A 25,600-nucleotide genomic window follows, 5' to 3' on the forward strand; every position below is an offset into this window, starting at 1 on the left:
CCTGAGTGGCGCAAAATGTGACATTCGTGGCAGAGTAGTAGCGGCCTCCACCTACTATTAAGAACAAGAATTCCGGACGCCCGTGCGCCTGTCGGTGCGGGGGCGGCCGCAGCACCGGAACCATTATGCAGAATACGATTTCCGCCATTATCGACGACATTGGCACGGTTTTGTTGGGCAAAGAGCACCAGGTCAAGCTGGCAATTGCGTGCCTTCTGTCCCGTGGGCACCTGTTGATCGAGGACCTTCCGGGCATGGGCAAGACCACCCTGGCCCATGCGTTGGCACGGGTGTTGGGGCTCTCCTATAACCGGGTGCAGTTCACCAGTGACATGTTACCGGCGGACATCATCGGGGTATCCGTGTTTGAGCGGGACACCAGCCAGTTCCGTTTCCATGAGGGTCCCGTATTCAGCCAGCTGCTGCTCGCCGACGAGATCAATCGTGCGTCCGCCAAGACCCAGAGCGCCTTGCTCGAGGCTATGGAGGAGCGCCAGGTGAGTGTCGACGGTGAAACCCGCGCGCTACCCAATCCTTTCTTTGTCATCGCAACCCAGAATCCGTTGCAGCAATCCGGGACCTTCCCGTTGCCGGAGTCCCAGCTGGATCGCTTCCTGATGCGGATCAGTCTCGGCTATCCGACCCGCGAAGCCGAGCGCGCGTTGTTTCAGGGGGTCGATCCGCGGGCGCAATTGCGTGAACTTAAACCGCGAATCGACCTGAACGGCCTGGCCTTGTTACAGCGTCACGTGAGCGCGGTGAAGGCTTCCGACAGCCTGCTGGATTATCTGGAGCGCCTGGTGCAACACACCCGTCACAGCGCGGAGTGCAACGTGGGACTTTCCCCGCGCGGTGCGCTCGCCCTGTTGCAGGCTGCCCGCGCCTGGGCGGTGATTCACGGACGTAACCATCTGGTACCAGAAGACCTGCAGGCGGTTTTGCCCTCGGTGGCAGGTCATCGCCTGCAGAGCGAGGCCGGGGATGGCACTCAGATTGTCGAGCGCCTGATGCACCAGGTCGACGTTATCGCGGCCTGAACCTGTGACAAACCTGGCGAAACAACGGCAGGCGCTCGGGGCACGCTGGCGTGAAATGACGGAACGCTGGCTAAAGCGGCGCCTGCCACCCTCGAAGCAGGTCTTTCTCGACCATCGCAAACTCTTTGTGATGCCCACCCGTGCCGGTGCCACGTTTCTGTTGCTGGCCGCTCTGCTGTGGCTGCTGGGGACCAACTACGAAAATAACCTGGTCTTTGCGCTGGCATTTCTGCTGCTGAGCGTATTTGTGATTCTCCCCATTCATACCTTTTCCAATCTCAGCGGACTCGAGTTGCGCCTGTTGCGAACCCGACCCGCATTTGCCGGAGACCTCGCCCAGGCCCGCATCCTGTTGGCGCGGGATAACCGTCGTGAGCGCGAGCATCTGCACCTGCGCTGGCCCGATGGAGAGAGTGCGGTGGCGCATCTGTGTGAAAAAGACGGCACACAGATTGTCGATGCCGAAGTCGATGTGGCATGGCCGGTTGAACGCCGCGGTCGTGTGCGGGCGCCCCGGCTTGTGATTGAGAGTCGTTTTCCCCTGGGACTGTTTCGCTGTTGGAGTAATGTGGATCTCGATGCCGAGTTTCTGGTGTACCCGCGCCCGAAATCCCCTGGTCCATTGCCCTTGGAGGCCTCCGCAGGTGATGGAGACTCCGAGATCAAACGCGCTGACGGCGACGAGTTCGCCGGTTTGAAGCCCTATGTGCCGGGGCATTCACTGCGGCATGTGGCGTGGAAGCAGTATGCCGGAGGGCGTGAGCTGCACAGCCGGGATTTCGAGCAGGGCATTGACCATCGCCTGTGGCTCGATTGGGATTTGCTCGGGGGCCGGGATGTGGAAACGCGCTTGAGTAATCTCTGCGCCTGGGTCCTCGACGCTGAACGTCAGCAGGTGCCCTATGGATTGCGTATTCCCGGTACCACGATTGCGCCCGCGCTTGGTGAGGCACACCAACGGCAATTGTTGACCGCATTGGCCCTGTTTCCGGTAGGAGGCGTGTAAATGGAAACTGCGCGCTTGCCCCGGGAAAGCCTACTGTGGATCTTTGCTGCACAGTTTGTGGTTTTACTGCCGCACTTTACCCGGCTGCCGATCTGGATCGTGCTGGGGTGGGTGGTCGCGGTGTTGTGGCGCTTTGAAGTATTTCGCGGTCGGCGCGAGCTGCCCGGTAAAGTTGCCAAACTGATTGCGGTGATTATCGCAATTGGTGGTTTGTCATTGTCTTACCACCGCTGGTTCGCACTGGAGCCCATGGTGGCACTGCTCGCCGTGGCATTCTCTCTCAAGAATCTGGAGCTGGTGACCCGCCGGGATGCCTTCCTCAATCTGATACTGGCGTATTTTGTAGCCGGCACCTTGTTGGTATTTGAACAAACTATCCCGTATGCCCTGTACGGTTTAACTGCCGTTGGCGTGGTGACCGCGGCGCTGGCCGCACAGCAGGGCGGTGCCTCTGCGCAGCCGGCGCGGGCGTTGCGGATGGTGACCAAACTGTTCCTGCAAGCGTTGCCGCTTATGGTGTTGCTGTTTGTGGTGATTCCCCGAATGGGGCCTTTATGGGCAGTGCCACAAAACAGTGGGGCCGCCACAACCGGTATGTCGGACACCATGAAGCCCGGCAGTTTTGGCAAGTTGTCACAGTCTGATAAGCCCGCGTTGCGCATCAGTTTTGACGGCCCGATACCACCACCGGAACAGCGCTACTGGCGCGGCTTGGTATTTTCCAACTTTAACAATGGCGAGTGGCGCCAGGGGATTGGTGTGGACCCCCGTGATGGCGGGCGGGTTATCTGGCAAAACAGCCAGGTGCCTCTGCCGGAGGTTGGCCCGCGCTATCGCTATCAGGTGATTCAGGAGGCGACCCAGCAACCCTGGTTGTTTGCGCTTGCCAGCCCTTATTCAGAGACCCGTAGCGTTGGCGAGACCCTCGATGATCGGTTGGTAAAACGCACCCCGGTCTTCAATCGGTTCGCATATCAGGTTCAGTCCTGGCCGCGTGAGTCGTTCAACGCGGCTCGGGAACTGCGTGAATTCGAGCGCCGCCGCAATTTGCAGTTGCCCACGCAGGGGAATCCGCGCACCCGCGATTGGGTACGGTCACTGCAGCAGAACCACAGTAGTGCCGAAGCGATTTCTACCGCGGTACTGAATCATTTCAATCGCACGTTCACTTACACGCTGGAACCACCCACGCTGTTCGGGGATACCGTGGATGGCTTCCTGTTCGATACACAGCAGGGCTTTTGTGAGCACTTTGCCAGCAGCTACGTTTTTGCGATGCGCGCCGCCGGCGTGCCCGCGCGCGTGGTGGCTGGCTATCAGGGCGGGGAATGGGTCGAAGGGCAGCAGTACCTTCTGGTGCGGGAATATGATGCCCACGCCTGGGCTGAGATCTGGATCGAAGGGCGAGGCTGGCAACGGGTAGATCCCACTGCCGCCGTCGCACCGGAGCGGGTTCGCAGTGGGCTGCAAACTGCGGTCGCCGACGAGTTTATGCAGGACGCGTTACTGCCGTTGCATAAAAGCTCGTTCCTGAATGAATTGCGCCTGCAGTGGGACATGATCAACTACCGCTGGTATCAGACAGTTGTCAGTTTTGATGCCGAGCGGCAGCAGAGCCTGCTGCGCAAACTGATTGGGGAAGTGGATGCCATGCGTCTGGCGTTATTCCTCGCGCTGCCGGTGGTACTGGCACTGCTGAGTTTGTGGGGGTGGATGCTGTGGAGCGGGCGAGGGCGCAAGTTGCCACCTGCCGCCCGGTTGTACCTGCGATTCTGTCGGCGGTTGGAGCGCGTGGGGCTCGTGCGTGAACGGGGCGAGGCGCCGCGGGATTTCGCCGAACGGGTGGCCGCAGAGCGGCCAAAGCTCGGCCCAGTGGCCCGACATTTTACCGCCGCCTATGAGCAGGCGGCGTATGCCGACAATCCTACGGCTGTGCGTCAAATGCGTCGCTTGTTGCGCGGGTTCTGGCCTGTGTCCCTCATGGGGTAAACTCCGCGCTCGGCAACCGGCCTGTCGCGTCGGGTAAAACAGAATCGCCACGCTTTTTTAAACGGACTTAAATTCGGTGAAGTTTCCTTCGGCAAGACTACAGACCTTCCTGCTTGGCTACGGTGGCACCGCGCTTGCTACCGGCCTGCAGGTGATCCTGTTGCCGTGGATCGCCGTCGCCGTTGTCGATCTGCCGCCTATTCAGCTGGGCTGGGTGCAGGCATCGGTGTTGCTGCCGACATTGCTCTTTCTCCTGTTGGGTGGTGCACTCGCCGACCGACGGGATTCTGCCGCGGTCGCCGCGCTCGCCTGTCTGGGCCTCGCACTCTGCCATGCTGCTCTGCTCTGGTACTTCCAGTCCCGTGTACCGACGCTCGCGGTCCTGCTCGCTTACGGTTTTTCCTTGGGCACCTTTACCGCCTTTCTGCAACCGGCGCGGGACAATCTGGTGCAACGCAGCGCGGGCAAGCAGGGCAGTGTGAACGACCCCAATGGCAAGCCAGGACATCGCCAGGTGCAGGATACCGTCACCTGGATGATGCTGGCCCAGTATGGAGGCCAGGCGGTGGGTATGCTGCTGGCGAGCCAGTTTGACCGCTGGGGCGTCGCGCCGCTGTTACTGATTCAGATCGGCGTATTACTGGTTGCCGCCATCCTGCTGTTCTCATTGCGCTTCCGACGCGCGCCTCGCCCGATGCGTCTCTCACTGCCGCTGGACATGATTCACGATGGCCTGCGTCGCGCCTGGGAAAACCAGCCCATCCGCGAGCTGATCGCCCTGGTGGCCTTCAACGGTTTTGTCCATATCGGGGTTTTCCTGGTGGTGCTCCCATTACTGGCCGAGCAGTACGACCGTGGCGCCAGCTACTACGCCACCCTGCAGATTGCCTTCATCGTCGGTACGGTGATTGCGACGGCAGTCATGTTGCGGCGCGGGCAGGGCAGTACCCCTGGCCGGGGCATTCTGATGTGCTTGCTCTATAGCGCGGGTATTCTCGTCGGTATCAGCTTTGGCCCGACCCCCTTTGGCCTGATGCTGCTCTGCGCCTGCTGGGGGGCGGTCGCCGCCGCGTCTGCCGCGCTGGGGCGTGCCATCGTGCAACTGCTGGCCCCGGAGGAATACCGCAGCCGCCTGATTTCTATCTATCAACTCGCCCTGTTCGGTTCCGCCGCACTCGGCGCACTCTGTGCCGGTGTCCTCAGCGAATACGCAGCACCGCTCACGACCCTGATGTGGGCCGGCATCCTCAGCCTGGTTGCCTTTGTGCTCGTCATTGCCAGTGGCTCACTGCGTAAATTAACGGTCGAAACCGCGGAATAGCAGGCTTAAGGAAGAGTGTTGACCTTGTAATTCGGTGGAATCAAAAGTTCATCGTCTGTGTTCCTCTTTTGCTTTAGCCTGACTCACTCATAAAAGTAAGAGTTATGGATCGTGTAACAGCCTCTCTGGAGTTCGAAACGAAACATCAGGGTGGCCACAAATCAGGGGCTCATTGTGTTAACCAGTCAAATTTTATTTCACTTTTTTGTTGCTCAATTCCCGCGCAAATTGGCATAAAATTGTGTCAGACCATGTTTCCTTTTCACGCGTTAGGCGGTGACGGAATTTCAGTTGGCAATTATATGGAAAGACTATTCATATATGGTTCGTTAGGGCCTGGAAGAAAAAATCACCATATGCTGGAGGGGTCGAGGGGACTTGGGAGCTGGCTACAGTCAGTGGTGCGCTCAAGGCTGAGGGTTGGGGTGCCGAGTTGGGATTTCCTGGGTTTATACCTTCTGAAAGTGGTGAGCGGATTGATGGCTATCTGCTTACTTCTGAGAGTCTTTCAGCATATTGGCAAATGCTTGATGCGTTCGAGGGGGTTGAGTATCAGCGTATGGAGGTTATTGTCACTACTCACGAAGGGGAGCATGTGAAGGCCTATATCTACGGACTTCGTCGAGGCGTTTACAAGTAGCTGTCGTCAGCTATTAAAGCTGTATTGAAACTCTACAAAGTTCGATATGCTTAATTCATATATAAGATATCGGAAAGACTATTTGTAGAGTGTCTGATCTTATTTGGTTTGGCGGGAGAGTCTCATAAAGAAAGTATTTCTGACATTCTGTTTGCTGATTCTTATCGGGTTTTCGTTTCCGGAGGGGAGGACGATACCTGTCGCTGGGGCATCACCGGCGGATTGGAATAGTGATACATTTTGGTATGAGCCTTGGGGCGTATCTGGTGTGCATAAAGGGATTGATATCTTCGCCAAGAGGGGTACACCTGCGCTCAGCAGTACAAATATGCTTGTTATTTATACAGGCGCCCTCCCCAGGGGTGGTAATGTCGTGCTTGGTCTGGGGCCCAGGTGGCGGGTGCATTATTTTGCTCATCTCGACACTGTCTCTGAGCAGTTGGGATTCTTGGCATCGACAGGAGAAGTGATAGGTACTGTCGGTGATACCGGTAATGCTGCCGGAAAGCCATCGCATATGCACTACTCAATTGTCAGTCTGGTGCCGTTACCGTGGAAAGCTGACCGTTCGACTCAGGGCTGGAAGAAAGCGTTTTACCTGAATCCCATAGAATACCTTATGGAGAAATAGGCTTTTTCCTTAAGGAGGCGTTGGTGATGGATGGCGCAATCGTGTCCTTCGTAATTGCAGTCATTGGCTCCTTTGTGGAGCAATAAATGGAGAAGCAGGGTAAAGCGCGGGCGATGGGGGATAACTACACCGAAATTGTCAGAACCACTGTTGGCCGACACCGATTGGAGCTTCTGGCAAGTGAGTTCGCCGCTTGTTATAGCTGTTTTTCTGAGTTCAGACCTGAGGATGTCCAGTTCTGGTGTGACAATGGGGAGACGGCTTTGTGTCCCTTTTGTGGTCTCGACTATGTCGTTGGATTTAGCGGTGGAATTGATCGTGACTGGCTAAAGTCAATGAATAAAATTGACTTCCCTTACTATCCATAAAAATACACATTTCAGCTATTGATGAATATGGACAGTAGATTCAGTAGGTTACTTGCCAAATATGCCGTCTGGCTCTGTGGGATGCTTGCCCTGCTGTTCGTTGTGAAACTGGTGTTTCCTCACGAGACAGGAGCAATAGTCTATGAAGTGTAAGCATCTTGGCTTCAAAAACCTAGGTGTAGACAATCGAGCGCGCTTATAGGTACCTTATTCAATTCTTAATTTAGTGATAGATAGAGGAAGGGCGAATGAATCTTTGGGGCTTTTTGAGTATTTGTGTGGTTTTCAGTTTTATCTTTGTTATGTTTTTGGCCTATCTAAATCATAAGAAAGTAATGAAACAGTTGGAGATTGAATCCGCACGGGGCGAGCTGGAAGAACAATAATGTAGTGATTATCGGTGAATGCTTCGTCTCCATCCCGATCAATATCTCAATTTAGGGGTGTTCTTCGGTGGGTTGGGTCTATTGCTATTGAGCCTTGGGCTGTTTTGGTTTTACTCCACTTATGAAAAGAATGTGAGTAAGGTTCAGAGGGTTCAGAAGGTGCATAGTCTAATTTGGGCCTTGCATGGTAATTGTGCTGACTCAATTATTTGAGCATTAGATCGGCATAACGCTATCCATTATCCTCTACGTTCTTGGCCGGTCTTTTTAATCCCTTTTTTCGTATAAAAAATAGACATGTATTAGAGTGTATTAAATTCACGTTCTAAATTCCTTCGTCCAGGCGCAAGTATTTTGTGTTTTAATACCAACTCCCTGTTTTTCGCCGGTTTATGCTGATCGCCCACGTAATACAGTTACGCCTGCTAGCGTGCTTACTATCAGTATTCCCTGACACGAATAATCAATAAGGAAATCTCATGTCGGTTTATCGTCAGCCGCGCAGGATTGCGGTTGTACTAGTGTGCGTTTTCGCCTTTGCTTGTTCTAAAGAGAAGTCGGATAAAACGATTATTGCGGATCCGCGCTTTGATACCGAGCAGAGTTCCGCAGGTGCTCGCGAACAGTCAGAGTCGCTAGCCGATGAGGGAATCACCAACGGGTCCGATATCGAGGTGGCGCCTGAGACAGAGCCATCAGCGGCTGTAGAAGAGGAGCGGTCAGAGTCCGCGGGTGGCTATGGTGCGTCTGTCCAGGGTTCAAACTCCGAATCAGTTATCGATGCGGAGCTGCACCCGGGTGCTTCGGATACTGATGCAGCGGAGCCGGCATCCGCTGTTGCCGGAACTGAGGATGTTTCCGGGCTAGCTCTTGATGGGGCGGGGACCGATGATGCCGCTTTCGGCGCGGTCGCGCCGACGCCGGAGACGCGTCCACTGAAAGCGCTGCATATTGGCGAAAGAATGTACAAGGACAAGCGTGCAATCGCGATCGTCTTTTCAGAACCGCTGTTGAGTAAGGCGCTTTTTGGATCCTATATTTCACTGACCCGCGAAGATGGTGAGGATGTGGATGGGGGTTGGGTGCTGTCCGACAATCAGAAAACCCTGTATTTCCCGCATGTTGAACCAGATACCACGTATAAACTTTCCGTGCGTCCGGGTTTGCCAGGTGAAAATGGCCTTGAACTGGAGGAGTATAAGCAGGAACGCATTCGTACACGTCGCATCGAGCCCAGCATTAGCTTCTCCAGTAATGGCAGCGTGTTTCCCGTTACAGTATCCCCGGGTTTGCCCGTCACTGCCGTTAGTATCGATGCGGTTCAGATCCATTTTCACCGTGTGAGACCGGAACATTACTCAGCGTTTTTCCGTCTGGTGAAACGGCAGTCGCTAAAGAGCTTTTACCGGCTGCAAGCGCTTAATCAGTTTGCGGACATGGTTTATACGGCGCACTTTGACCTGACTGACGAGAAGCACGTACAACGGGACTTTGATCTTTCCATTGGACATATCGAGGCGCTCAGGGAACCGGGTATTTATGTTGCGGTTATGGCCCCGGCTGGCGTTTACAACGCCCGACTATATGACGTTTCCCATTTCTCGGTAACCAATCTGGGCATGCACGCTCGATTCTACGCCGATACCGTCGATATGTACGTTTCATCCCTGGATGAGGGCGAGGCGCTTCAGGGGGTTGAGGTCGATCTGCTCGATGAGAAAGGCGCGCTACTGGATCGCCAGACTTCTGTTGGCGATGGACGTGTGCGTTTCCAGCTCGCAGGTCACGCTGAGAAAGCGCCGCGCTTTTTCGTTGCCCGAGATGTCAATAATGGACATTTTTCCATGCTGGATCTGCGTGAGCCAGCACTGGATCTCTCCGACTTTAATTTGGGGCAGCGTCCGGCGCGTCCCATGGAGCTCTTTGTGTACGGTCCGCGAGATCTGTACCGTCCCAACGAAGCGGTACAGATCAGTGGTCTCCTGCGTAATTATGATGGCCGCTATCTTCAGGACTTGCCGCTGAAGGCCGAACTTATTAAACCCGACAATACCAGTGTGCGCAGTTTTACCTGGCACGCCAGCAAGCCTGGTTACTATGAGGCGCTGGTACCACTCCCGCAAAACGCACCGACCGGAAATTGGCGTGTGGATGTGGAGCTCGCGGACGGGCGCAAAGTCAAGTATCCGTTTAAGGTGGAAGAGTTTTTGCCTGAGCGCATGAAACTCGTCCTGCAAGACGGCGCGGAGCGCAGCCTGGTAGAGGGACACGACGCTTCGGTGACATTGGCGGTAGAGGGCAGCTACCTATACGGGGCGCCCGCTGCAAATAATCGCCTCGAGACAATGGTGCATGTCAGCCACTACCGGGAGCCCTTTGAACAGTGGAAGGGCTATCAGTTTGGTGATGTTCGGGAGCAATTGTATGGCCGCCAATTTGATGCCCCCACTGTCGAACTGGATAAGGATGGGCGGGCCCAGCTGCGGATGAATTCGCGTTGGCGGCGTGCGCAGAGCCCCCTGAAGGTCAATATGTTGTCGAGCCTGTTTGAGTCCGGTGGCCGACCAGTGACCCGTCAGCATCCGTTATTGGTATGGCCGGAGCATCCAGTGGTGGGTATTCGACCCAACTTCAGCGACGAAAACCCCTCTGCGAACAGCAAGCCGGAATTCGATATCGTTGTGACGAATGCTCAGGGTGAGCCTGTGACTGGACGAGAGCTGAAGGCGGTATTGATTGCCGAAGATCGTCAGTATTTCTGGGAGTATTCCGCGAGTCGCGGTTGGCATTACGAGTATTCCAGCGCTGAGTATGAAGCCTTCAATCGTTCACTGGCGTTTGTAGATGGGCGTCCACTGAAGCTAACCGTGCCAGTGGATTACGGCCATTATCGTCTGGAAGTGACGGACGCGAGTACCGGAGCCACCAGTAGCGTGCGTTTCCATGCGGGGCGCAACTGGTATTACTGGTGGCGCAAGGACCAGATGGCAAAAGGACAGGCGGCACGTCCGGATACGGTTGCTTTGTCACTGGATAAACCGAGCTATGTAGTAGGAGAGCGGGCGGAGCTTACAATCGTGCCGCCTGCGGATGGGGAAGCCCTGGTATTGGTGGAGAGTGATCGTCTGTTGTGGTCAGAACGCCTGACGGTTGAGGCTTCGGGGACGAGTGTCGAAATTCCCATTGCCCCCGAATGGGACAGCCACGACATCTATATTTCAGTGACTTCCCTGCGCCCGGCTGACAAGCGGGAACGGATAGCGCCGAACCGGGCGTTCGGGCTGGCACACCTGCCACTGGACCGCGAGCCACGGAGATTGCCGGTGGCAGTGGAGGCGCCAGGGCGCGCATTACCGGGCTCCGAGGTTCAGGTCACTGTCAGTACGGATATTGAATCCATCCCCGAGAGTGGTCGCACGGCCTGGACCACCGTCGCAGCGGTGGATCTCGGGGTGTTGAACATTACGCGTTTTGAAACACCCGATCCCTTCGATGCCTTCTTTGGGCAGCGTCGCTATGGCGTGGATGTGCGGGATATCTACCATCGCGTGATTGAGTCCGATAGTGGTACCGCGGTAGAGCAGCGCTTTGGTGGTGATGCCGAGCTGGCGCGCGGAGGGGATGAGCCGAATTCTGATGTACAGATTGTTTCTCTGTTCTCCGGTCCAGTTGCGTTTGATGCAGAAGGCAAAGCCCAAGTCACGCTGGAATTACCGGACTTTAATGGCAAATTGCGCCTGATGGCGGTGAGCTTTAGTGACGACCGCTTTGGTAGCGCCGATACGGAACTCACCGTTGCCTCTCCGGTGGTGACCCAGGCGGCACTGCCGCGTTTTATGGCACCGGGAGATCGCAGTACGCTGGCATTGGATCTCAACAACTTAAGCGGTCAGCCACAGCAACTTACGGTAGAGATGCGTTCTGTCGGCGCGGTTGATCTGGACATGGGGGACCGCCTGTTGGAGCTCGCCGATGGCGAGCGCAAGACCTTGCGTTTCCCGATCACGGCCAAAGAAGCGACCGGTGACGCTGAGTTCCAGCTGTTGGTGCACGGTGCGGTGGATGAAGATGGACAGGATATCCGGATCGAACGTTCCTGGGGGCTTGGTGTGCGTCCCGCCTGGCCGGCGACATCACGCACGCAGCGTCGCTTGCTCTCTGTGGGGGAGCGCTTCTCGGTAGATGCCGGTTTCCTGGATTCCCTTATGCCTGACACGGTCCAGACGCTCGTGTCTCTCGACAGTCGACCACAGTTGCAGCTCCAGGATCACCTTTCAAACTTGTTGGGATATCCCTATGGTTGTCTCGAACAGACCTCGAGCCGCGTCTATCCCCTGATCATGGCGACACCGCAGCGACAGCAAAAGTTGGGCATTGAGCCTCTGGACGAAGCGGAGCGTGCACGACGGATTAATGCGGGTATTGAACGTATCTTCAGCATGCAGAAGGGCAATGGCGGTTATGGGCTCTGGAGTTCTGAATCACCGGAGAATCAGTGGCTCACTGCCTACGTGGCCGACCTGCTATTGCGCGCACGGGATCAGGGAATTGTCTTCGATGACGCACGCCTGGAGTCCACCCTGAATCGTTTACAGGACTATGCCCGAGAGCGTGGCGGTTTCTATCGCCAGCGTTACAGCAGCGCGCCAGATTTTTATGCGTTTGCGTCCAGAGCTTATGCGGCCTACGTTCTCTCACGTGTGCAGAAAGTGTCTCTTGGCCAATTGCGCAGTCTCTATGAGGCCGGCGCGAGCATGACGCAGTCGCCGTTGCCGCAGCTGCATCTGGCCCTCGCGCTGAACACGATGGGTGACATGGCACTTGCACAAGAAGCGGTGCAGAAAGCGCTGTCTATTGAGCGGCAACGTCGTAGCTACTATGGGGAGTACGGTTCAGATTTACGTGATACCGCACAAATGATTGCCCTGATTCTCGAGCATGACTTTGCCGCCGACCAAGCCGAGTCACTGGTGTTTGAGCTGGCGGATCAGCTGCACGGACGCAGCTACCTGAGTACTCAGGAACGTAACAGTGTCTTTATGGCGGGCGTTCAAATGCAGCTCAATAGCGGCAACACATGGTCCGCAACTCTGGACTCCGTTGAGGGCATGCGTGAACTCAATCGAGACGCGCCGCTGAGTACACTGTTCCGCGGTCGCGATGCTGCTGTGTCGGTTGGGGTAACGGCGCAGATCGACAACCTGTATGCGGCAATTACGACCAACGGCTATAGCAAACAGGCGCCTGCTGCCGTCGTGGGCAATGGAGTCAGAATATCCCGTAGTTATCACCACCTGGATGGTAGCGCTGTTGTACCCACCCAGGTGAAAGAGGGCGAACTGTATCTGGTTCGCCTTGAAATTGATGCGGATCAGCGACTCCCTGATCTATTAGCAGTGGATTTGTTGCCCGCCGGATTCGAGCTGGAGAATCAAAACCTTGCGGACAGCGTTAAAGTGGATGAGCTGCGATTCGACGGTAAGTCGATTCGGGACTGGCAGCGGGATCAGGACAACGTCGAGCACACCGAATATCGGGATGACCGTTTTGTGGCCGCGATCGACCAGTCCGGGTGGAAAACCACCAACCTGTTCTATATCGCCCGCGCGGTGACGCCGGGCACTTATCAGGTGCCGCCACCATACGTGGAAGATATGTACAATCCCGAGCGTTTTGCCATTGGTACTAATCCACTCGTTCAACTGCAGGTTATCGGAAAACAGTGAGTCTGGTAGCCGCCGCTCTTCGCCTCTGGCAGTGCAGCCGTCGCACCGTCCGTGCGTTGCTGCTACTGCCATTGGTGTTCGCGAGTCTGCTGCTTCTCCTTGATGCGGTTTTCCCGCTGCCTGTACCGCAAGGGCAAGGGTTCGCTCGCGTCGTTGCTGATCGGCATGGAAAGCCGTTGCGCTTTTTCGCAGATAGCCGGGGAGTTTGGCGCTATCCGGTTGCCCAGAATCAGGTCTCCCCGCGCTTTATTGAGGCGCTGCTGACCTACGAAGATCGCTACTTTTACCAGCATCCGGGGGTTAATCCTCTCGCATTATTGCGCGCTACTGGCCAGTACCTGCGCACTGGAAAAATTGTTTCCGGTGGTTCGACGCTGACCATGCAGGTGGCGAGGCTACTCGATCCCCATCGAAAAACCCTGCCGGGCAAGGGAAAGCAGATGTTGCGGGCGCTCCAGCTAGAGTGGCATTTCAGCAAACAGGAAATTCTGGAGCTTTACCTCAATCTTGCGCCCTACGGCGGCAACATCGAAGGTGTAGAAGCAGCCAGCCGTCTCTACCTGCGCAAGTCTGCCGCAGATCTCACGCATGCCGAAGCCGCGCTGTTAGCAGTCTTGCCACAGGCGCCGAGCCGGTTGCGGCCGGATCGGCATGCTGAGCGCGCACAGAGAGCGCGCGACAAGGTGTTAACCCGGCTCCGCGACTTTGGCGTCTGGACTGATGAGGAGGTATCGCGGGCCAGTCTGGAAAGAGTCTATGCAGAGCGACTGGCATTTCCCCAGTTTGCGCCTCATCTGGCGCGCCGCCTTGTGAATTATGCCGGAGATCGGGAGATCATTCGCACCACGATTGATGGCAGTGTCCAGCGTGGTTTGGAAGACTTTCTGCGTGACCATATGAGTGCGCACCCCGACAAAACATCGGCCGCGGTCGTCGTCATGGAGAATTCCAACATGGCAGTGAGAGCTTATGTCGGATCTTCCCACTTTGGCGATGAACGTCGCTTTGGCTACGTGGATATGGCTCGGGCAGTACGGTCCCCTGGCTCGACTTTAAAACCATTTTTGTTTGGGCTGGCGTTGGACGCCGACCTGATCCATAGCGCGTCACTACTCAGCGATGCTCCACGTATCTACGGTGACTATCGCCCGGAAAATTTTCGTCGCGGTTTTTCGGGGCCGGTGAGTGCCAGCGCGGCGTTGCAGCGATCACTGAATGTGCCTGCGGTTCAGCTGCTGGAACATTACGGTCCGGTGCGATTTGCAGCAGCACTTGAAAATGCCGGCCTGTCTTTACAATTTCCCAGTGGCGGAAAACCCAATTTGGCGATGGTACTGGGCGGTGTGGGTGCACGTCTGGACCAGCTAACCGGCCTGTACGCCGCACTGGCCCGCGGCGGCCTGTCGGCAGCGCCGCGATATCTTCCCGAGGTGCCCCTGCGGGAGCGTTACCTGATGTCCCCGGAGGCGGCCTGGGTTACCTTTGAGGTGCTGGCATCCAATCGTGGTGGTTCGCGTCGCTGGCGCAATTTGGTGCGGCAGAATGCTGCGGACATCGCCTGGAAGACGGGTACCAGCTATGGCTATCGTGATGCCTGGGCAATCGGCGTGACGCCGACTTATACCGTTGGTGTGTGGCTGGGACGACCAGATGGCACACCTTTGCCCGGCTATTACGGTGCTATTAGCGCGACGCCCTTATTAAATGCAGTGATTGCCGCGCTACCGGGGAACCAACGCCAGCGGCTGCAAAAGCCGGTGAACGTATCGCAGGGGAGTATTTGCTGGCCGCTCGGCGGGCGCGAAGACCTGACCCCAACGGAACACTGCCATCAGCGGCGTGATGCCTGGCTAATCAAGGGGCGCATTCCCAGGACCCTGACCGCAAACAGCGAACCCTTGATGGCGGCACAAACCTTTACTTTTTTCGCGAACAGACGCGGTTTGCGGGTGAAACCCAGCTGCATGGGAGCAGATGCAGAAAAGCAGACCAGAGCGCTTTGGCCAAAAGAGCTGGAGCCCTGGCTGCCGCCAGGTCAGACTCGATCTCGACAGATTCCATCTACCGCTCCGGCATGCGGAGCCCCCGCTGCAGCAAACGCGACCCCGCTTAAGATTGTCGGCACGGGGGATGGTAGCCATTACCGTCCCGCGGGTACTGATTCTTCACTGCCAACCCTGAATCTGAGTGCGATAGGCGGGCAGGGGACTCGTTACTGGTTTATCAACGGTACGCCCCGTGGCGAGACGCAGGGTACCGAGAGTCTTCGCGTGGTACCTGATTCTGGATCGCAGCAAATCGCCGTATTGGACGCCAGCGGCAATGTGGATCGCCTGGAAATCGTCGTAGAGACTGCAACAAACTGAAGCGTCTTCTGCATGAGGCTGTAAGATCCTGTCAGGGTACGTTTTGTCACTAGACTTTTGGTAACGCAGCCTTCCTTCTCAAGTGACCGATGAACCAATTTCCTTTTGCAATTTCCCCCGCCGATTATCCATCTCCCCTGCGGGTCATGGGCGATACGGTGAGCGTGCTGGCCCGACTTGCCCAAACGGGTACTTACGCCATTACCCTGGTGCATGGCAAGCCCGGCGATGGGCCGCCGCCCCACCGGCATGACTGGAATGAGACGTTTTTTGTGGTGCGGGGCAGTGTGCGCTTCTCTTATCATGGCCACAGCCAGGAGGCCGGTGCGGGTACGCTGGTGCACTTTCCGGCGGGAGAGATACACGCCTTTACCTTCGGTGAGCAGGGCGCGGAACTGCTCGAGATTACAGGGGAGGGGAGTCGTGCGGTGGAGATGTTCGAGGCGCTGGACCGTGACATTCCGGTGGACTGCCAGGATGGCGCCAGAATAGCGGCAGTACTGGCAAGCAATGGTGTTGACGTTGTGAAGTAGCCGCTGTGTCAGAGGCCTTTCCCTAGCGCTGTCGATCGCGATGCAAACGCGGCACTCTATAAGGTAAGCAGCCTCTTCACAAACGCCTTGTTGAGGCTGGTACTTTTGCTCACGAGTTTCAGGAGAAAAAAGAGTAGCCGCCTTTTTATGGGGTTGGCCGACAAAATGAATTTGCGGCCCGCCTCCGTGTATTGAATGACCTCTTTCCCTTTTTGATGCCTCTCTGCATGGTAGTGCTCCAGGCCTCCGTGGATGATGCGCCTGGCAAGGTCTGCCGCGTCGGCGATGCCCAGATTCATCCCGCGTCCCCCGACCGGTGAGTGGGCATGTGCGGCATCGCCTACCAAGAAAACATTCCCAAGCGCGTAGTGCACCGCCTGTCGGACGGAAATTTTGAAGGTGCCGGTTCGTTTTATCTCACGAATGGCCAGGGGGATCGGTACCAGATCCAGTGCATGACTAGTGTTCGAGATGATTCGTAAACGGTTGGGCTCCATGGGGATCGAAATGACTGCCTGTGCTCCCTGGAGCAGAAATATACGGAAGATCGCTTCGGTGAATTCTGTTTCGGTATAGATATCGGCGATCGACCAGTCGTCATCCAACTCATAACCCGGGAAATCGATGCCAAGAAGAGTCCTTACTTTGCTGTGGACACCATCAGCAGCGATGACCAGGTCGAACTCGGTGGAATCTCCGTTCACCTGGACCGTCACTTTGTCTCCGTGCTGGCTGATTCCGTTAAGCTCATGCCCATAGAGGACTGTGCCACCCAGTTGCGTCAGGGTATCTGCCAATATCGACTCTGTCTGGTCCTGAGGCAGAGCATACATATGCTGGTAGTGTTCATTGAGCACATCGATAGGAATTGACGCGATCGGCTGTGATTGAGAGAAAAACTGCGCCCGCTGAATGATCATGGCTTGTGCTTCGATACGTTGCGCAGCGCCACTGGGGCTGAGGATTTTCATGGTGGCGGGAAGAATACCGACTGCACGGGACAGCGACGAGGGTTCGTCTTTTCGATCGATTACTGTCGGGATAACCCCATAGCGGGCGAGCTCGATCGCTGCGGTCAAGCCCGAAGGACCGGCTCCGACAATCAGGATTCTCATGGCACATGCCTAGATGACGGGTGGAGTCAGGGGGCGAGCCACTGGTATCGGGCCCGCTTGAAGCGCATCAAAAGTATATGTCGAACGTTTGAAAGAGGCCGCCCAGCGGCCTCGAGTTCGATCCATGATGGCGGGGAGACTAACCTGCTCAGTTACCAGCGATTGGTGATCCACAGGGTCTGGTAAGGCTTGAGCGTCAAGGAACCCATCATATCGTCGAGGATGTCCTCGCTGACCAGGTCTTTCCAGCTGTCTGTGCCGATCAGGTTGATGCTGGACATCGCCACGATTTGTTCCTGATCGGAAATATTGTTCAGACAGAAAATGCTTTGGCGACGGTCCATGCTCTGGCGCCAGAAAGCAAAAATCTGATCCCCCAGGTGCAGAGTGAATTGTGTGGCGTTCGGGTGGAATGCCGGTTGCTCACGCCGCAGGCGGATCAGATTGCGCAGGCGGTAGAACACCTGGTGGTGGTGCGAGGCGGGATCGGCCAGCTTCTGGTTGAGTTCATCTTCCTGCCACTGGCGGCGATTGATCGCCCGGTTGTGACCATGGTCTTCTACGCGTTGGTAGTCGTTGGTGGTACCCACGAGGCTGTGCAGGTAAAACGCAGGAATCCCCTCGAGTGCCAGCATAATGGCGTGAGCACACACAAAACGCTCCAGCTGCCAGCAGTCCTCGCCACCGGTCGTGCCTTTTAGGGCGTCGAACAAGGAAATGTTAATTTCATACGGTTTGCGGTTGCCATCGTCCAGTGCGCGCCAGGAAATCTGACCGCCGAAATTCTCCATCGTCTGGATGAGGACTTCCTGCTCCTCATCGGAGAGCAGGCCCTCGACGGGACGCAGGCCAATGCCATCGTGGGAGGCAATAAAATTCAGGTAGGTGGTGCCATTCTGGGCCGGCGGCATGCTCATCAGCCAGTTCTTGAGGTGATGGCTGCTGCCGGAAACCAGCGTGTTCACCAGTAGTGGTGGCAGGGAGAAATTGTAGATGCAGTGCGCTTCGTTGGCGTTACCGAAATAGGAAAGGTTCTCACGGTTGGGAATATTGGTTTCGGTAATGATGACGGCATTCGGGTCGGCATGTTCAATCAATGTGCGCAACAGGCGAATGATCTCGTGGGTCTCTTCCAGGTTGATACAGCTGGTACCAATTTTCTTCCACAGGAACGCAACGGCATCGAGGCGGAAAATTCGCACTCCCATATCCAGATACAGGCGAATCACGTCAAGCATTTCGATCAGGACCTGTGGATTGCGGAAGTTCAGGTCAATCTGGTCGTGGCCGAAGGTGCACCATACGTGTCGGGTCTCCTCCCCATTGGGCACGGCACGCAGTAGCGGGGTAGTGCGCGGACGCACCACGCCGGTCAGGTTTTCATTGGGATCTACCGCGAAAAAATAATCGTTACCGGGGTCTTTCCCTACCTGGTAATTCTGGAACCACTGATGGCTTGCGGAACAGTGGTTGACGACTAGATCTGCCATCAGGTGAAAATCGGTGCTGATACGCAGGATGTCATTCCAGTCGCCCACGGATGGATCGACCTGCTTGTAATCCACTACCGCAAACCCATCGTCGCTGGTAAACGGGAAGAATGGCAGGATGTGCACACTGTTAATCAGCATGGTGAAGTGCGTTTTCAGAAAATGGTGTAACGACTTCAGTGGATGCTGGTTTTCACTCAGGATTGTATTGGCATAAGTAATGACCGCGATGTCGGTTTGATCCCACAAATTCTTGTGGGCCAGCGGACTCTGGCAATCCTGGTCCAGACGCATGACTGTCATCAATTGCTTTGCCAGGGCCACACCATCGAGGTCGGGATAGATCACCTCGAGGTGGCAGCAAAGTTTCTTCAGCAATACGTCTGTAATTTGCAGTTCTTCGGTAGCAGCGGTCATGGTCTCGATCCGGCTTAGGCGTTGTACTCTTCGTAATCGGCCTCGACGGCCGCTTTGAGCTCGTCGAGGAATTCCGGAGCGGCACTGGTGATGCGGCTCCAGCTCGGGATAAACGGGGTTTCCATCGGATTATCGAGGAAGGTCTGCCCGGCTTTTACCAGGTTGCGGGCAAACAGCTCTACGGTTTGCTCCTCTTTATGAATATCAAATTCCAGGCCATTCATGATGGCATCGTTGCGATAGGTCTCGACGAAATCGAGCGCGATGCGGAAATAAGTGGCCTTGATGCTGCGGAACGTTTCAGTGGAGAACACCGTGCCCTGGGTGGCGAGTTTGCGGAACAGCGATTTGGCAATGTCGATCGACATTTTGGATAGGCCGCACTGTTCATCATCGAACGAGACCTTCTGGTGCTTGTGGTCATAGTTGTGCGCAATATCCACCTGGCACAGGCGATTGGTGGAATAGTTCCGGTGCATTTCTGACAGCACGCCAATTTCCAGGCCCCAGTCACTGGGGATGCGCAGGTCATTAATGACATCGCGTCGGAAGGAAAACTCGCCGGCGAGGGCATAGCGGAAGCTGTCCATGTAATCGAGATACTCGGTGCTGCCATAGATCTTCTTCAGCGTCCGAATCAGTGGGGTCACCAGCAGGCGGCAAACGCGGCCATTGATTTTGCCGCCTGCGACCCGTGAGTAATAGCCCTTGCAGAACTCATAGTTAAAGTTGGGGTTGGCAATGGGGTAGAACAATCGCGCGAGCAGGGAGCGGTCGTAGGTCACGATATCGCAGTCGTGCAGGGCAATGGCCTCGCCGCGATTCGATGCCTGGATGTAGCCGAGGCAGTACCAGACGTTGCGACCCTTGCCGGGTTCGAGGGGCGCGAGTCCGCGTTCCTGCAGCTTGGCATCGAGCTCCCGCAGGCGAGGGCCATCGTTCCAGAGCACCCGCACGTGTTGGGGCAGAATGCTGAACTGGCGCAGGGCATCGCGGTATTGCTCTTCGGTGGCACGGTCGAGGCCAATGACAATCTCGCTGAGATACGGCACCTGGGTGAGGTGTTCAAGGATGCGCGGCAGGGCCTCGCCTTCCAGTTCGGAATAGAGGGACGGCAACAACAGTGACATAGGACGCTGACGCGAAAACCGCACCAGTTCCTCTTCCATTTCCTCCAGAGAGCGGTTGGAAAGATTATGCAGGGTGGTAATCGAGCCGTTCTGGAAAAAATCAGTCACGGGTGACTCCTGTTGTCGCTAGATAAAGTGTGCTGCCCTCTTGTCGGGGCTGCATCGAGTTTTGAGCATTGCCACGGGTCAGTGGCATTGTGTCTGCTACTGGATCGCTACAGCAGCGCAGACATGGCATCGCTCCAGCCAGCGGGACCTTCCCGCTGGGTGATTACGACACTACGGTTTTCGCTTTCTTCCAGCTGGGGCGGCAGACGGTGCGGGCCGCGTACGATCACAGCGAGGTTTGCCACGCTGAGCATGTCCATATCATTGGGGCTGTCGCCCGCCGCTGCCAGGCGGAAGCCTCCCGCCTGCGACTCATAGAGTTTCAGCAGTGCGAGCGTGGCGCGCCCCTTGTCGGTATCGCCGAGCAAGTGCAGGAAGCGTCCCCCCTCCAGGGTTTTTAATCCGCTTTGCTCGGCGCGTGCGCAAAATGCTGCTTTTTCCGCGTCGCTGCCTTTCCACAGCAAAGGCTCGGAAAAGTCGCGGCGTCCGGCGGCCTGCGCATTTTCGAACGGCAAGCCGGTGGCGGCGACAATCTCTTCAGTGGAGGCTTGTGAAAAAGACAGGTAGGGGGCGCCGTGTTGCGCGGCATCCTGGTTAAGGTAGTCGACCAGCGTTGACCGTGCACGGCCCAGCTCAAGGGCATAAAAGCCGTCCGCAAGGGCGCTGCCAGTCGGGGCCTCGGCGAAGTAGTTTTCGGGGATATAAACGGCAGAACCATTTTCCACGATAAATGGATGCCGGTTCCCGAACTCTGCCCGGAGGGCCAGCATTTCCGGGCGGGTTTTGCTGCTGTTGAAGATCACCGGAATGTTGGCGGATTCCAGATCAGCCAGCACCGCATCTGCCGCCGCATGGGAATAGGTATTGTGGTCGAGCAGGGTACCGTCGAGATCCGTGACGATTATCCAGGGATCGTCTTGTTGTAAAAAATGCTTCATCGCCGACTGTGTTTTTGGGTATGGAATTTACGATCCAAAAATAGTGCCAGTTCGGGATTATGGGCTAAACCGGTGCCTCCCATTGGGGCCGGAGGAGGGATTTCGAGTAATTATTGGCGCTAAAAACATTTTTAGGTTGCCCGCGAAGTGAGAGGCCACGGGCGTTCTCAGTTCTTCAGGGATTTTTGCGCGATCTTGGGGCGAGCCGGGTGTGGGTAAATATCCGGTGGGTCAAAATGGTGCAGGGCCGGGCGGGTGCCCGGCCCTTGAGGGCGATGAATTAGAACGACTGGGTCCAGCTGCCATCCTGCTGGCGGCAGGCGGAGCCTTGCTCACTCCAGGTCTGGTCCTGGCTCGCATACTCGGTGGTGAAGTCGCGACAGTAACGATCGCCACGTTGCTCAATGGGACCGGGGGTTACCGCGTAGCGGTGCTGGTTGTCTTCCCAGGCGATGCGCTCACCAGCCGGGGCAAATTCCAGGGCTTGTCCAATGCAGGCCTGGTTGCGCTGGTCCATGCGGCGACCAATCTCTCCGCCAACCAGTACGCCGGCGATGGCACCGCCAATGGTTGCTGCGGTTTGACCACGCCCATCACCAATCTGATGGCCCAGCACACCGCCGATCAGGCCGCCCAGCACACTGCCGACCTTGGCGCTGTTACAGCGTGTGGCGGTGGGTTGAGGGGCGGGGCGCCATTCCGGATGGTATTCCGGTTCCCGGGTGTCGCGATCAAACCAGGGGGGTAGAACCACTACCGCCGGACGGTGATGGTGGTCGCGTGGAGCCTTGCACTTGCGTTTTTCTTCGTAGTCGCCGTTGCGCTTCCACTTGCGGGTCACTTTGCAGTTGCCGTCCCAGTATTCCTCGTAAGCGACTTCCTTATGCTTACGATGCTTCTTCCAGCCGCGCCCTTCGGGCGGATCCGCAAAGGTAACGGCAGACAGGCTGCAGCCCAGTAGCAGGGCGAGAATCGGGGTGAATGCTTTCATAGGGGCCTCAGGTCATCGCGAAACACGTCGGTATCAGGTGACGTTTGGCGCGAATATAGACGAAAGTCAGCGGGTGGGCCGTGAACTGGGTCTAAGTCGCGGGGGAAGGGCGAGGCGGTGCGGCGAGGGGTTGGAATAACGCTTGGTTGGTGGAGAAGAGCCAGGCCGGGATATCTCCGGCCTGGCTTGCTGATCAGGGCGATTTACAGGCCAGGCAGCGGGCATACAGCGCGCGAGGGTCACGATAGCTCTGCAGCTCGGTCAACGGCGACAGGGCTGGCGCCAGGCTCTGAAACCAGGCCCCGAGGGGTAGGTTGGCCTGTACGTGCTCGGACACGCGCACGCCGATGTTGTCCGACAAAGCACGCATAAAGCGTTCGCTGGGGCTCAGTTCGCGCTCGATTTCCACGACCTGATACTTCTCGATTTCTGCCAGTTGGGCTGCGTCGGAGATGGCATCGTCGAGATAGCCCAGCTCGTCGACCAGCCCAAGGCGCAGCGCGGCGCGGCCGGTCCACACCTGGCCCTGGGCAATCTTGTGGACCTCATCCGGCGTGGTACCACGGGATTCCGCCACAATACCGAGGAAACGGCCATAAGTGTTTTCCACGCCCTGCTGGATCAGGTCCGCCGCCTGCTCTGGCAGGGGGCGATCAATACGCAGCGCCCCGGCCAGATCCGATGTGCCAATGCCATCGTTGTAGATGCCGAGATGCTCGAGGGAGTCCTCGAAGGTGGGGAAGGCACCGAACACGCCAATAGAACCGGTAATGGTCGAGGGGGCTGCCCAGATACGATCCGCACCGGTCGCGATCCAGTAGCCACCGGACGCCGCGACGCTACCCATGGACAGCACTACCGGGATACCGGCTTCGCGGGTGGCCAGCAGTTCCTGGCGAATGGCTTCCGAGGCAAAGGCCGAGCCACCGCCACTGTCGATGCGCAGTACCAGCGCCTTGGCTTTGCTCTCGCGGGCTTTCACGATCAGTTTACCGAGCGTCTCGCTGCCAATCTGCCCCTCGGGGGCTTCGCCATCGACAATGGCGCCGGTCGCTGAGATCAGGGCAATGCGATTGCCCCGGGCGGGGGTAGCGGCCTTGAGTGTCAGTTTCTGGTTACGCAGGTAACGCAGCGCGCCGATGGATTTATAGCTGTTCCCATCGTCAGATTCGCCGATCTCCTCCTGCAGGGCCTGGATAGCTGCGCGACGGTTCGCCAGTTTGTCCACCAGCTTGTTGGCCTGGGCGGCTTCCGCCCAACTGCCGGACTGGGCGCGCAAGTTCTGGGGCAGCTGGTTAATAAACTCATCGATGGATTCCGGCGGCAAGTTGCGTAGTCCGGTCACCTGCTCGGTGTATTCACCCCAGAGCTCATTCAGCCAGCGCTGGTTGTTTTCACGCGAGGCCGGCGACATGTCATCGCGGGTATAAGGCTCGATAAAGTCTTTGTAATCGCCAACCCGAAAGACGTGAAAGTTGATCTTCAGCTTGTCGATGGCGCTCTTGAAATAATTGCGGTAGCTGCCAAAGCCGGTCAGCAATACCGAGCCCATCGGATTGAGGTAGATGGTGTCTGCATGACTCGCGAGGAAATACTGCGACTGGGTGAAGTTATCGGCCACCGCATAAATCGTCTTGTCTTCCGCCTTGAAGCGCTGCAACGCCGCACCGATTTCCTCGAGCTTGCTCAGGCTTCCACCAATCATACCGTCGAGCTCGAGCACCATTGAGTTGATGCGGCTGTCCTTGGCGGCATAGTCGATGGCATCCACCAGATCCTTGACCCGGGTTTCCATTGGGCCGCGCGAACCGCCGATAAAACCCGGTACGCCGCTGGGCGGGGAGAGTTGGTCGACCAGTACGCCAACTGGCGCGACCTTCAGGGCCGACCCCTGGGGAATGGTCAGTTGTTCCTCGTCGCCAAAAATGGCCGCGATCACCACCAGCATAATAAACAGGAACAACAGATTGGTGACGACGCGACGCAGCCAGGTAACGGCACCGCCAATGGCACCGAAGAACCGCCGTACTACGCCTTTTTGCGGGTTGGTATTGCTCAAACCTCGGTCTCCTTGTCAGGGGTTTGATCGGCCGGCTCTTGGCCGGGGATCAGAGCTGGTGCTGCCAGCGGCTGGTCATCATGGATGAAAAGAACAGCGTAAGGCTCAATACGAGTAAAAGGCCATGTCGCCAGCCGCGCCCAGGCATCATTACGTCGACAACACTGATACAGATGTAAATCAACAGGATAAAGCACAGCCACAGATAGCTGCGATTGGACTGTTTCAGCAGGCCGGGTAGCACCAGCAAGAGTGGCAGGGTTTGCAGTACCCACAGCACGGCGGAGCCACGCTGGAGGTTCCAAACCACGAACAGCACCAGCATGCCGATATAGCAGATCCAGTTGAGGCGCTGTGCGATGGCCAGTTTCGTTGCAACGGGGGTCGTCATGCTTTGCTCCCGGGTTGGCTGAGGACCAATGCCAGCTGTGCGACCCGTTTTCCGAGGGCCTGGCACAGGGTGATTTCATCTTCACTCAACTCTGCAGAGTTGCCGCGATTCCAGTGTGATGCGCCATACGGGGTACCGCCAGAGGCCGTGTGCATCAGTGCGCCCTCGGAATAGGGAATACCCGAAATGACCATGCCGTGATGCAGCAGGGGCAGCATCATGGTGAGTAGCGTGCTCTCCTGGCCACCGTGCAGGCTGCCGGTGGAGGTAAATACGCCGGCGGGCTTACCCGACAGGCTGCCATCCAGCCACATGTCGCCGGTCTGGTCGAGGAAATGTCGCAGCGGGGCCGCCATGTTGCCAAACCGGGTCGGGCTTCCAAGCAGGAGCCCGGCGCACTGGCGCAGGTCTTCCGGCGTACAGTAGGGAGCGCCCTCGGAAGGCACTTCCGGCAGGCTCTTTTCCGTCTGCGGTGAAACGGGTGGGACCGTGCGCAGTTTTGCGGCAATGCCGGTGGCTTCGATCCCGCTGGCGATTTCCCTCGCCATGCTCGCAGTGGCGCCACTGCGACTGTAGTACAGCACCAGAACGTAGGCCGAGTCTGCTGACATCAGATCAGCTCCAGCACGTTTTCGGGCGGTCTGCCGAGTACGGCCTTGTCATCTTTTACGACGATGGGACGCTGGATCAATTTGGGATGTGCCACCATGGCGGCGACCAGCTCGGCGTCTTCCAGGGTTTTGTCCGAGAGGTTGTTCGCCTTGTAGGCTTCCTCGCCAGTACGCAGCAATGCCCGCGCAGTGATGCCGAGTTTACCCAGCAACGCGTTAATGGTGGCGGCGTCAGGCGGTGTCTCCAGATACAGGACGACTTCAGGATCAATATGGTTTTCTTGCAGAAGCTGCAAGGTTTGGCGAGATTTTGAACAGCGGGGATTGTGGTAGATCGTCCACATTGG

Annotated in this window: 19 protein-coding genes; 10 read left to right on the forward strand and 9 right to left on the reverse strand. The window is 57.0% G+C overall.

From position 1 onward, the window contains the following. Nucleotides 1-125 precede the first annotated feature (125 nt). From ACXAD0_RS09095 to ACXAD0_RS09140, 10 genes are all read left to right on the forward strand, one after another. Nucleotides 126-1,037 carry an AAA family ATPase gene (locus tag ACXAD0_RS09095; RefSeq protein WP_475088065.1) on the forward strand — a complete coding sequence of 304 codons (912 nt, stop codon included), beginning with the start codon at nucleotides 126-128 and terminating at the stop codon, nucleotides 1,035-1,037. 4 nt (nucleotides 1,038-1,041) lie between these two features. Continuing rightward, nucleotides 1,042-2,043, forward strand: coding sequence for a DUF58 domain-containing protein (locus tag ACXAD0_RS09100; RefSeq protein WP_475088066.1), 1,002 nt, complete (start codon nucleotides 1,042-1,044; stop codon nucleotides 2,041-2,043). Then, entirely contained in the window at nucleotides 2,044-4,032 is a 1,989-nt protein-coding gene (locus tag ACXAD0_RS09105; RefSeq protein WP_475088067.1) for a transglutaminase TgpA family protein, read from the forward strand. 76 nt (nucleotides 4,033-4,108) lie between these two features. Further along, nucleotides 4,109-5,353 carry an MFS transporter gene (locus ACXAD0_RS09110; RefSeq protein WP_475088068.1) on the forward strand — a complete coding sequence of 415 codons (1,245 nt, stop codon included), beginning with the start codon at nucleotides 4,109-4,111 and terminating at the stop codon, nucleotides 5,351-5,353. 433 nt (nucleotides 5,354-5,786) lie between these two features. Then, a complete protein-coding gene (locus ACXAD0_RS09115; protein WP_475088069.1) occupies nucleotides 5,787-5,993 on the forward strand; it encodes a gamma-glutamylcyclotransferase family protein in 207 nt (68 codons plus the stop codon). A 151-nt stretch (nucleotides 5,994-6,144) separates the two neighbouring features. Further along, nucleotides 6,145-6,624: a M23 family metallopeptidase gene (locus ACXAD0_RS09120; RefSeq protein ID WP_475088070.1), complete on the forward strand. Its 480-nt coding sequence runs from the start codon at nucleotides 6,145-6,147 to the stop codon at nucleotides 6,622-6,624. An 86-nt stretch (nucleotides 6,625-6,710) separates the two neighbouring features. Beyond that, entirely contained in the window at nucleotides 6,711-6,992 is a 282-nt protein-coding gene (locus ACXAD0_RS09125; protein ID WP_475088071.1) for a hypothetical protein, read from the forward strand. An 865-nt stretch (nucleotides 6,993-7,857) separates the two neighbouring features. Further along, nucleotides 7,858-13,104 carry an alpha-2-macroglobulin family protein gene (locus ACXAD0_RS09130; RefSeq protein WP_475088072.1) on the forward strand — a complete coding sequence of 1,749 codons (5,247 nt, stop codon included), beginning with the start codon at nucleotides 7,858-7,860 and terminating at the stop codon, nucleotides 13,102-13,104. Beyond that, complete coding sequence (gene pbpC, locus ACXAD0_RS09135) at nucleotides 13,101-15,470, forward strand: penicillin-binding protein 1C (RefSeq protein WP_475088073.1); 2,370 nt, start codon at nucleotides 13,101-13,103, stop codon at nucleotides 15,468-15,470. Before ACXAD0_RS09130 ends, pbpC begins: the two co-directional genes overlap by 4 nt. A gap of 89 nt (nucleotides 15,471-15,559) precedes the next feature. Continuing rightward, nucleotides 15,560-16,003, forward strand: coding sequence for a cupin domain-containing protein (locus ACXAD0_RS09140; RefSeq protein ID WP_475088074.1), 444 nt, complete (start codon nucleotides 15,560-15,562; stop codon nucleotides 16,001-16,003). 56 nt (nucleotides 16,004-16,059) lie between these two features. Here the strand turns inward: ACXAD0_RS09140 and ACXAD0_RS09145 are convergent, their stop codons facing one another. From ACXAD0_RS09145 to arsC, 9 genes are all read right to left on the reverse strand, one after another. Then, nucleotides 16,060-17,118 (reverse strand): FAD-dependent oxidoreductase, encoded by a 1,059-nt coding sequence (locus tag ACXAD0_RS09145; protein WP_475088075.1) that lies wholly within the window; start codon nucleotides 17,116-17,118, stop codon nucleotides 16,060-16,062. 152 nt (nucleotides 17,119-17,270) lie between these two features. Then, nucleotides 17,271-19,025, reverse strand: coding sequence for a sugar phosphorylase (locus tag ACXAD0_RS09150; RefSeq protein ID WP_475088076.1), 1,755 nt, complete (start codon nucleotides 19,023-19,025; stop codon nucleotides 17,271-17,273). A gap of 14 nt (nucleotides 19,026-19,039) precedes the next feature. Beyond that, nucleotides 19,040-20,263, reverse strand: a complete 1,224-nt coding sequence (locus ACXAD0_RS09155; RefSeq protein WP_475088078.1) for a glycosyltransferase family protein — start codon at nucleotides 20,261-20,263, stop codon at nucleotides 19,040-19,042. Between the two features lie 107 nt (nucleotides 20,264-20,370). Beyond that, nucleotides 20,371-21,201 (reverse strand): HAD-IIB family hydrolase, encoded by an 831-nt coding sequence (locus ACXAD0_RS09160; protein WP_475088079.1) that lies wholly within the window; start codon nucleotides 21,199-21,201, stop codon nucleotides 20,371-20,373. Between the two features lie 280 nt (nucleotides 21,202-21,481). Further along, nucleotides 21,482-22,192: a glycine zipper 2TM domain-containing protein gene (locus ACXAD0_RS09165; protein ID WP_475088080.1), complete on the reverse strand. Its 711-nt coding sequence runs from the start codon at nucleotides 22,190-22,192 to the stop codon at nucleotides 21,482-21,484. A 193-nt stretch (nucleotides 22,193-22,385) separates the two neighbouring features. Further along, nucleotides 22,386-24,251 (reverse strand): signal peptide peptidase SppA, encoded by a 1,866-nt coding sequence (gene sppA / locus ACXAD0_RS09170; protein WP_475088082.1) that lies wholly within the window; start codon nucleotides 24,249-24,251, stop codon nucleotides 22,386-22,388. A gap of 49 nt (nucleotides 24,252-24,300) precedes the next feature. Continuing rightward, the gene (locus ACXAD0_RS09175) at nucleotides 24,301-24,642 is read right to left on the reverse strand and encodes a DUF2069 domain-containing protein (RefSeq protein WP_475088083.1); all 342 of its coding nucleotides are present in this window, start codon (nucleotides 24,640-24,642) and stop codon (nucleotides 24,301-24,303) included. Further along, nucleotides 24,639-25,253: an NAD(P)H:quinone oxidoreductase gene (gene wrbA / locus ACXAD0_RS09180; protein WP_475088084.1), complete on the reverse strand. Its 615-nt coding sequence runs from the start codon at nucleotides 25,251-25,253 to the stop codon at nucleotides 24,639-24,641. The genes ACXAD0_RS09175 and wrbA overlap by 4 nt, the downstream gene beginning before the upstream one ends. Next, the gene (gene arsC, locus ACXAD0_RS09185) at nucleotides 25,253-25,597 is read right to left on the reverse strand and encodes an arsenate reductase (glutaredoxin) (protein ID WP_475088085.1); all 345 of its coding nucleotides are present in this window, start codon (nucleotides 25,595-25,597) and stop codon (nucleotides 25,253-25,255) included. The genes wrbA and arsC overlap by 1 nt, the downstream gene beginning before the upstream one ends. Nucleotides 25,598-25,600 lie beyond the last annotated feature (3 nt).

This window comes from Microbulbifer sp. ABF4_148 (assembly GCF_056158985.1).

Bases quoted from the DNA above. Each gene is read 5' to 3' on its own strand.
- ACXAD0_RS09095 (WP_475088065.1), top strand. From the start codon at position 126: ATGCAGAATACGATTTCCGCCATTATCGACGACATTGGCACGGTTTTG.
- ACXAD0_RS09105 (WP_475088067.1), top strand. From the start codon at position 2,044: ATGGAAACTGCGCGCTTGCCCCGGGAAAGCCTACTGTGGATCTTTGCT.
- ACXAD0_RS09125 (WP_475088071.1), top strand. From the start codon at position 6,711: ATGGAGAAGCAGGGTAAAGCGCGGGCGATGGGGGATAACTACACCGAA.
- ACXAD0_RS09130 (WP_475088072.1), top strand. From the start codon at position 7,858: ATGTCGGTTTATCGTCAGCCGCGCAGGATTGCGGTTGTACTAGTGTGC.
- ACXAD0_RS09140 (WP_475088074.1), top strand. From the start codon at position 15,560: ATGAACCAATTTCCTTTTGCAATTTCCCCCGCCGATTATCCATCTCCC.
- ACXAD0_RS09145 (WP_475088075.1), bottom strand. From the start codon at position 17,118: ATGAGAATCCTGATTGTCGGAGCCGGTCCTTCGGGCTTGACCGCAGCG.
- ACXAD0_RS09150 (WP_475088076.1), bottom strand. From the start codon at position 19,025: ATGACCGCTGCTACCGAAGAACTGCAAATTACAGACGTATTGCTGAAG.
- ACXAD0_RS09160 (WP_475088079.1), bottom strand. From the start codon at position 21,201: ATGAAGCATTTTTTACAACAAGACGATCCCTGGATAATCGTCACGGAT.
- ACXAD0_RS09165 (WP_475088080.1), bottom strand. From the start codon at position 22,192: ATGAAAGCATTCACCCCGATTCTCGCCCTGCTACTGGGCTGCAGCCTG.
- ACXAD0_RS09175 (WP_475088083.1), bottom strand. From the start codon at position 24,642: ATGACGACCCCCGTTGCAACGAAACTGGCCATCGCACAGCGCCTCAAC.
- wrbA (WP_475088084.1), bottom strand. From the start codon at position 25,253: ATGTCAGCAGACTCGGCCTACGTTCTGGTGCTGTACTACAGTCGCAGT.
- arsC (WP_475088085.1), bottom strand. From the start codon at position 25,597: ATGTGGACGATCTACCACAATCCCCGCTGTTCAAAATCTCGCCAAACC.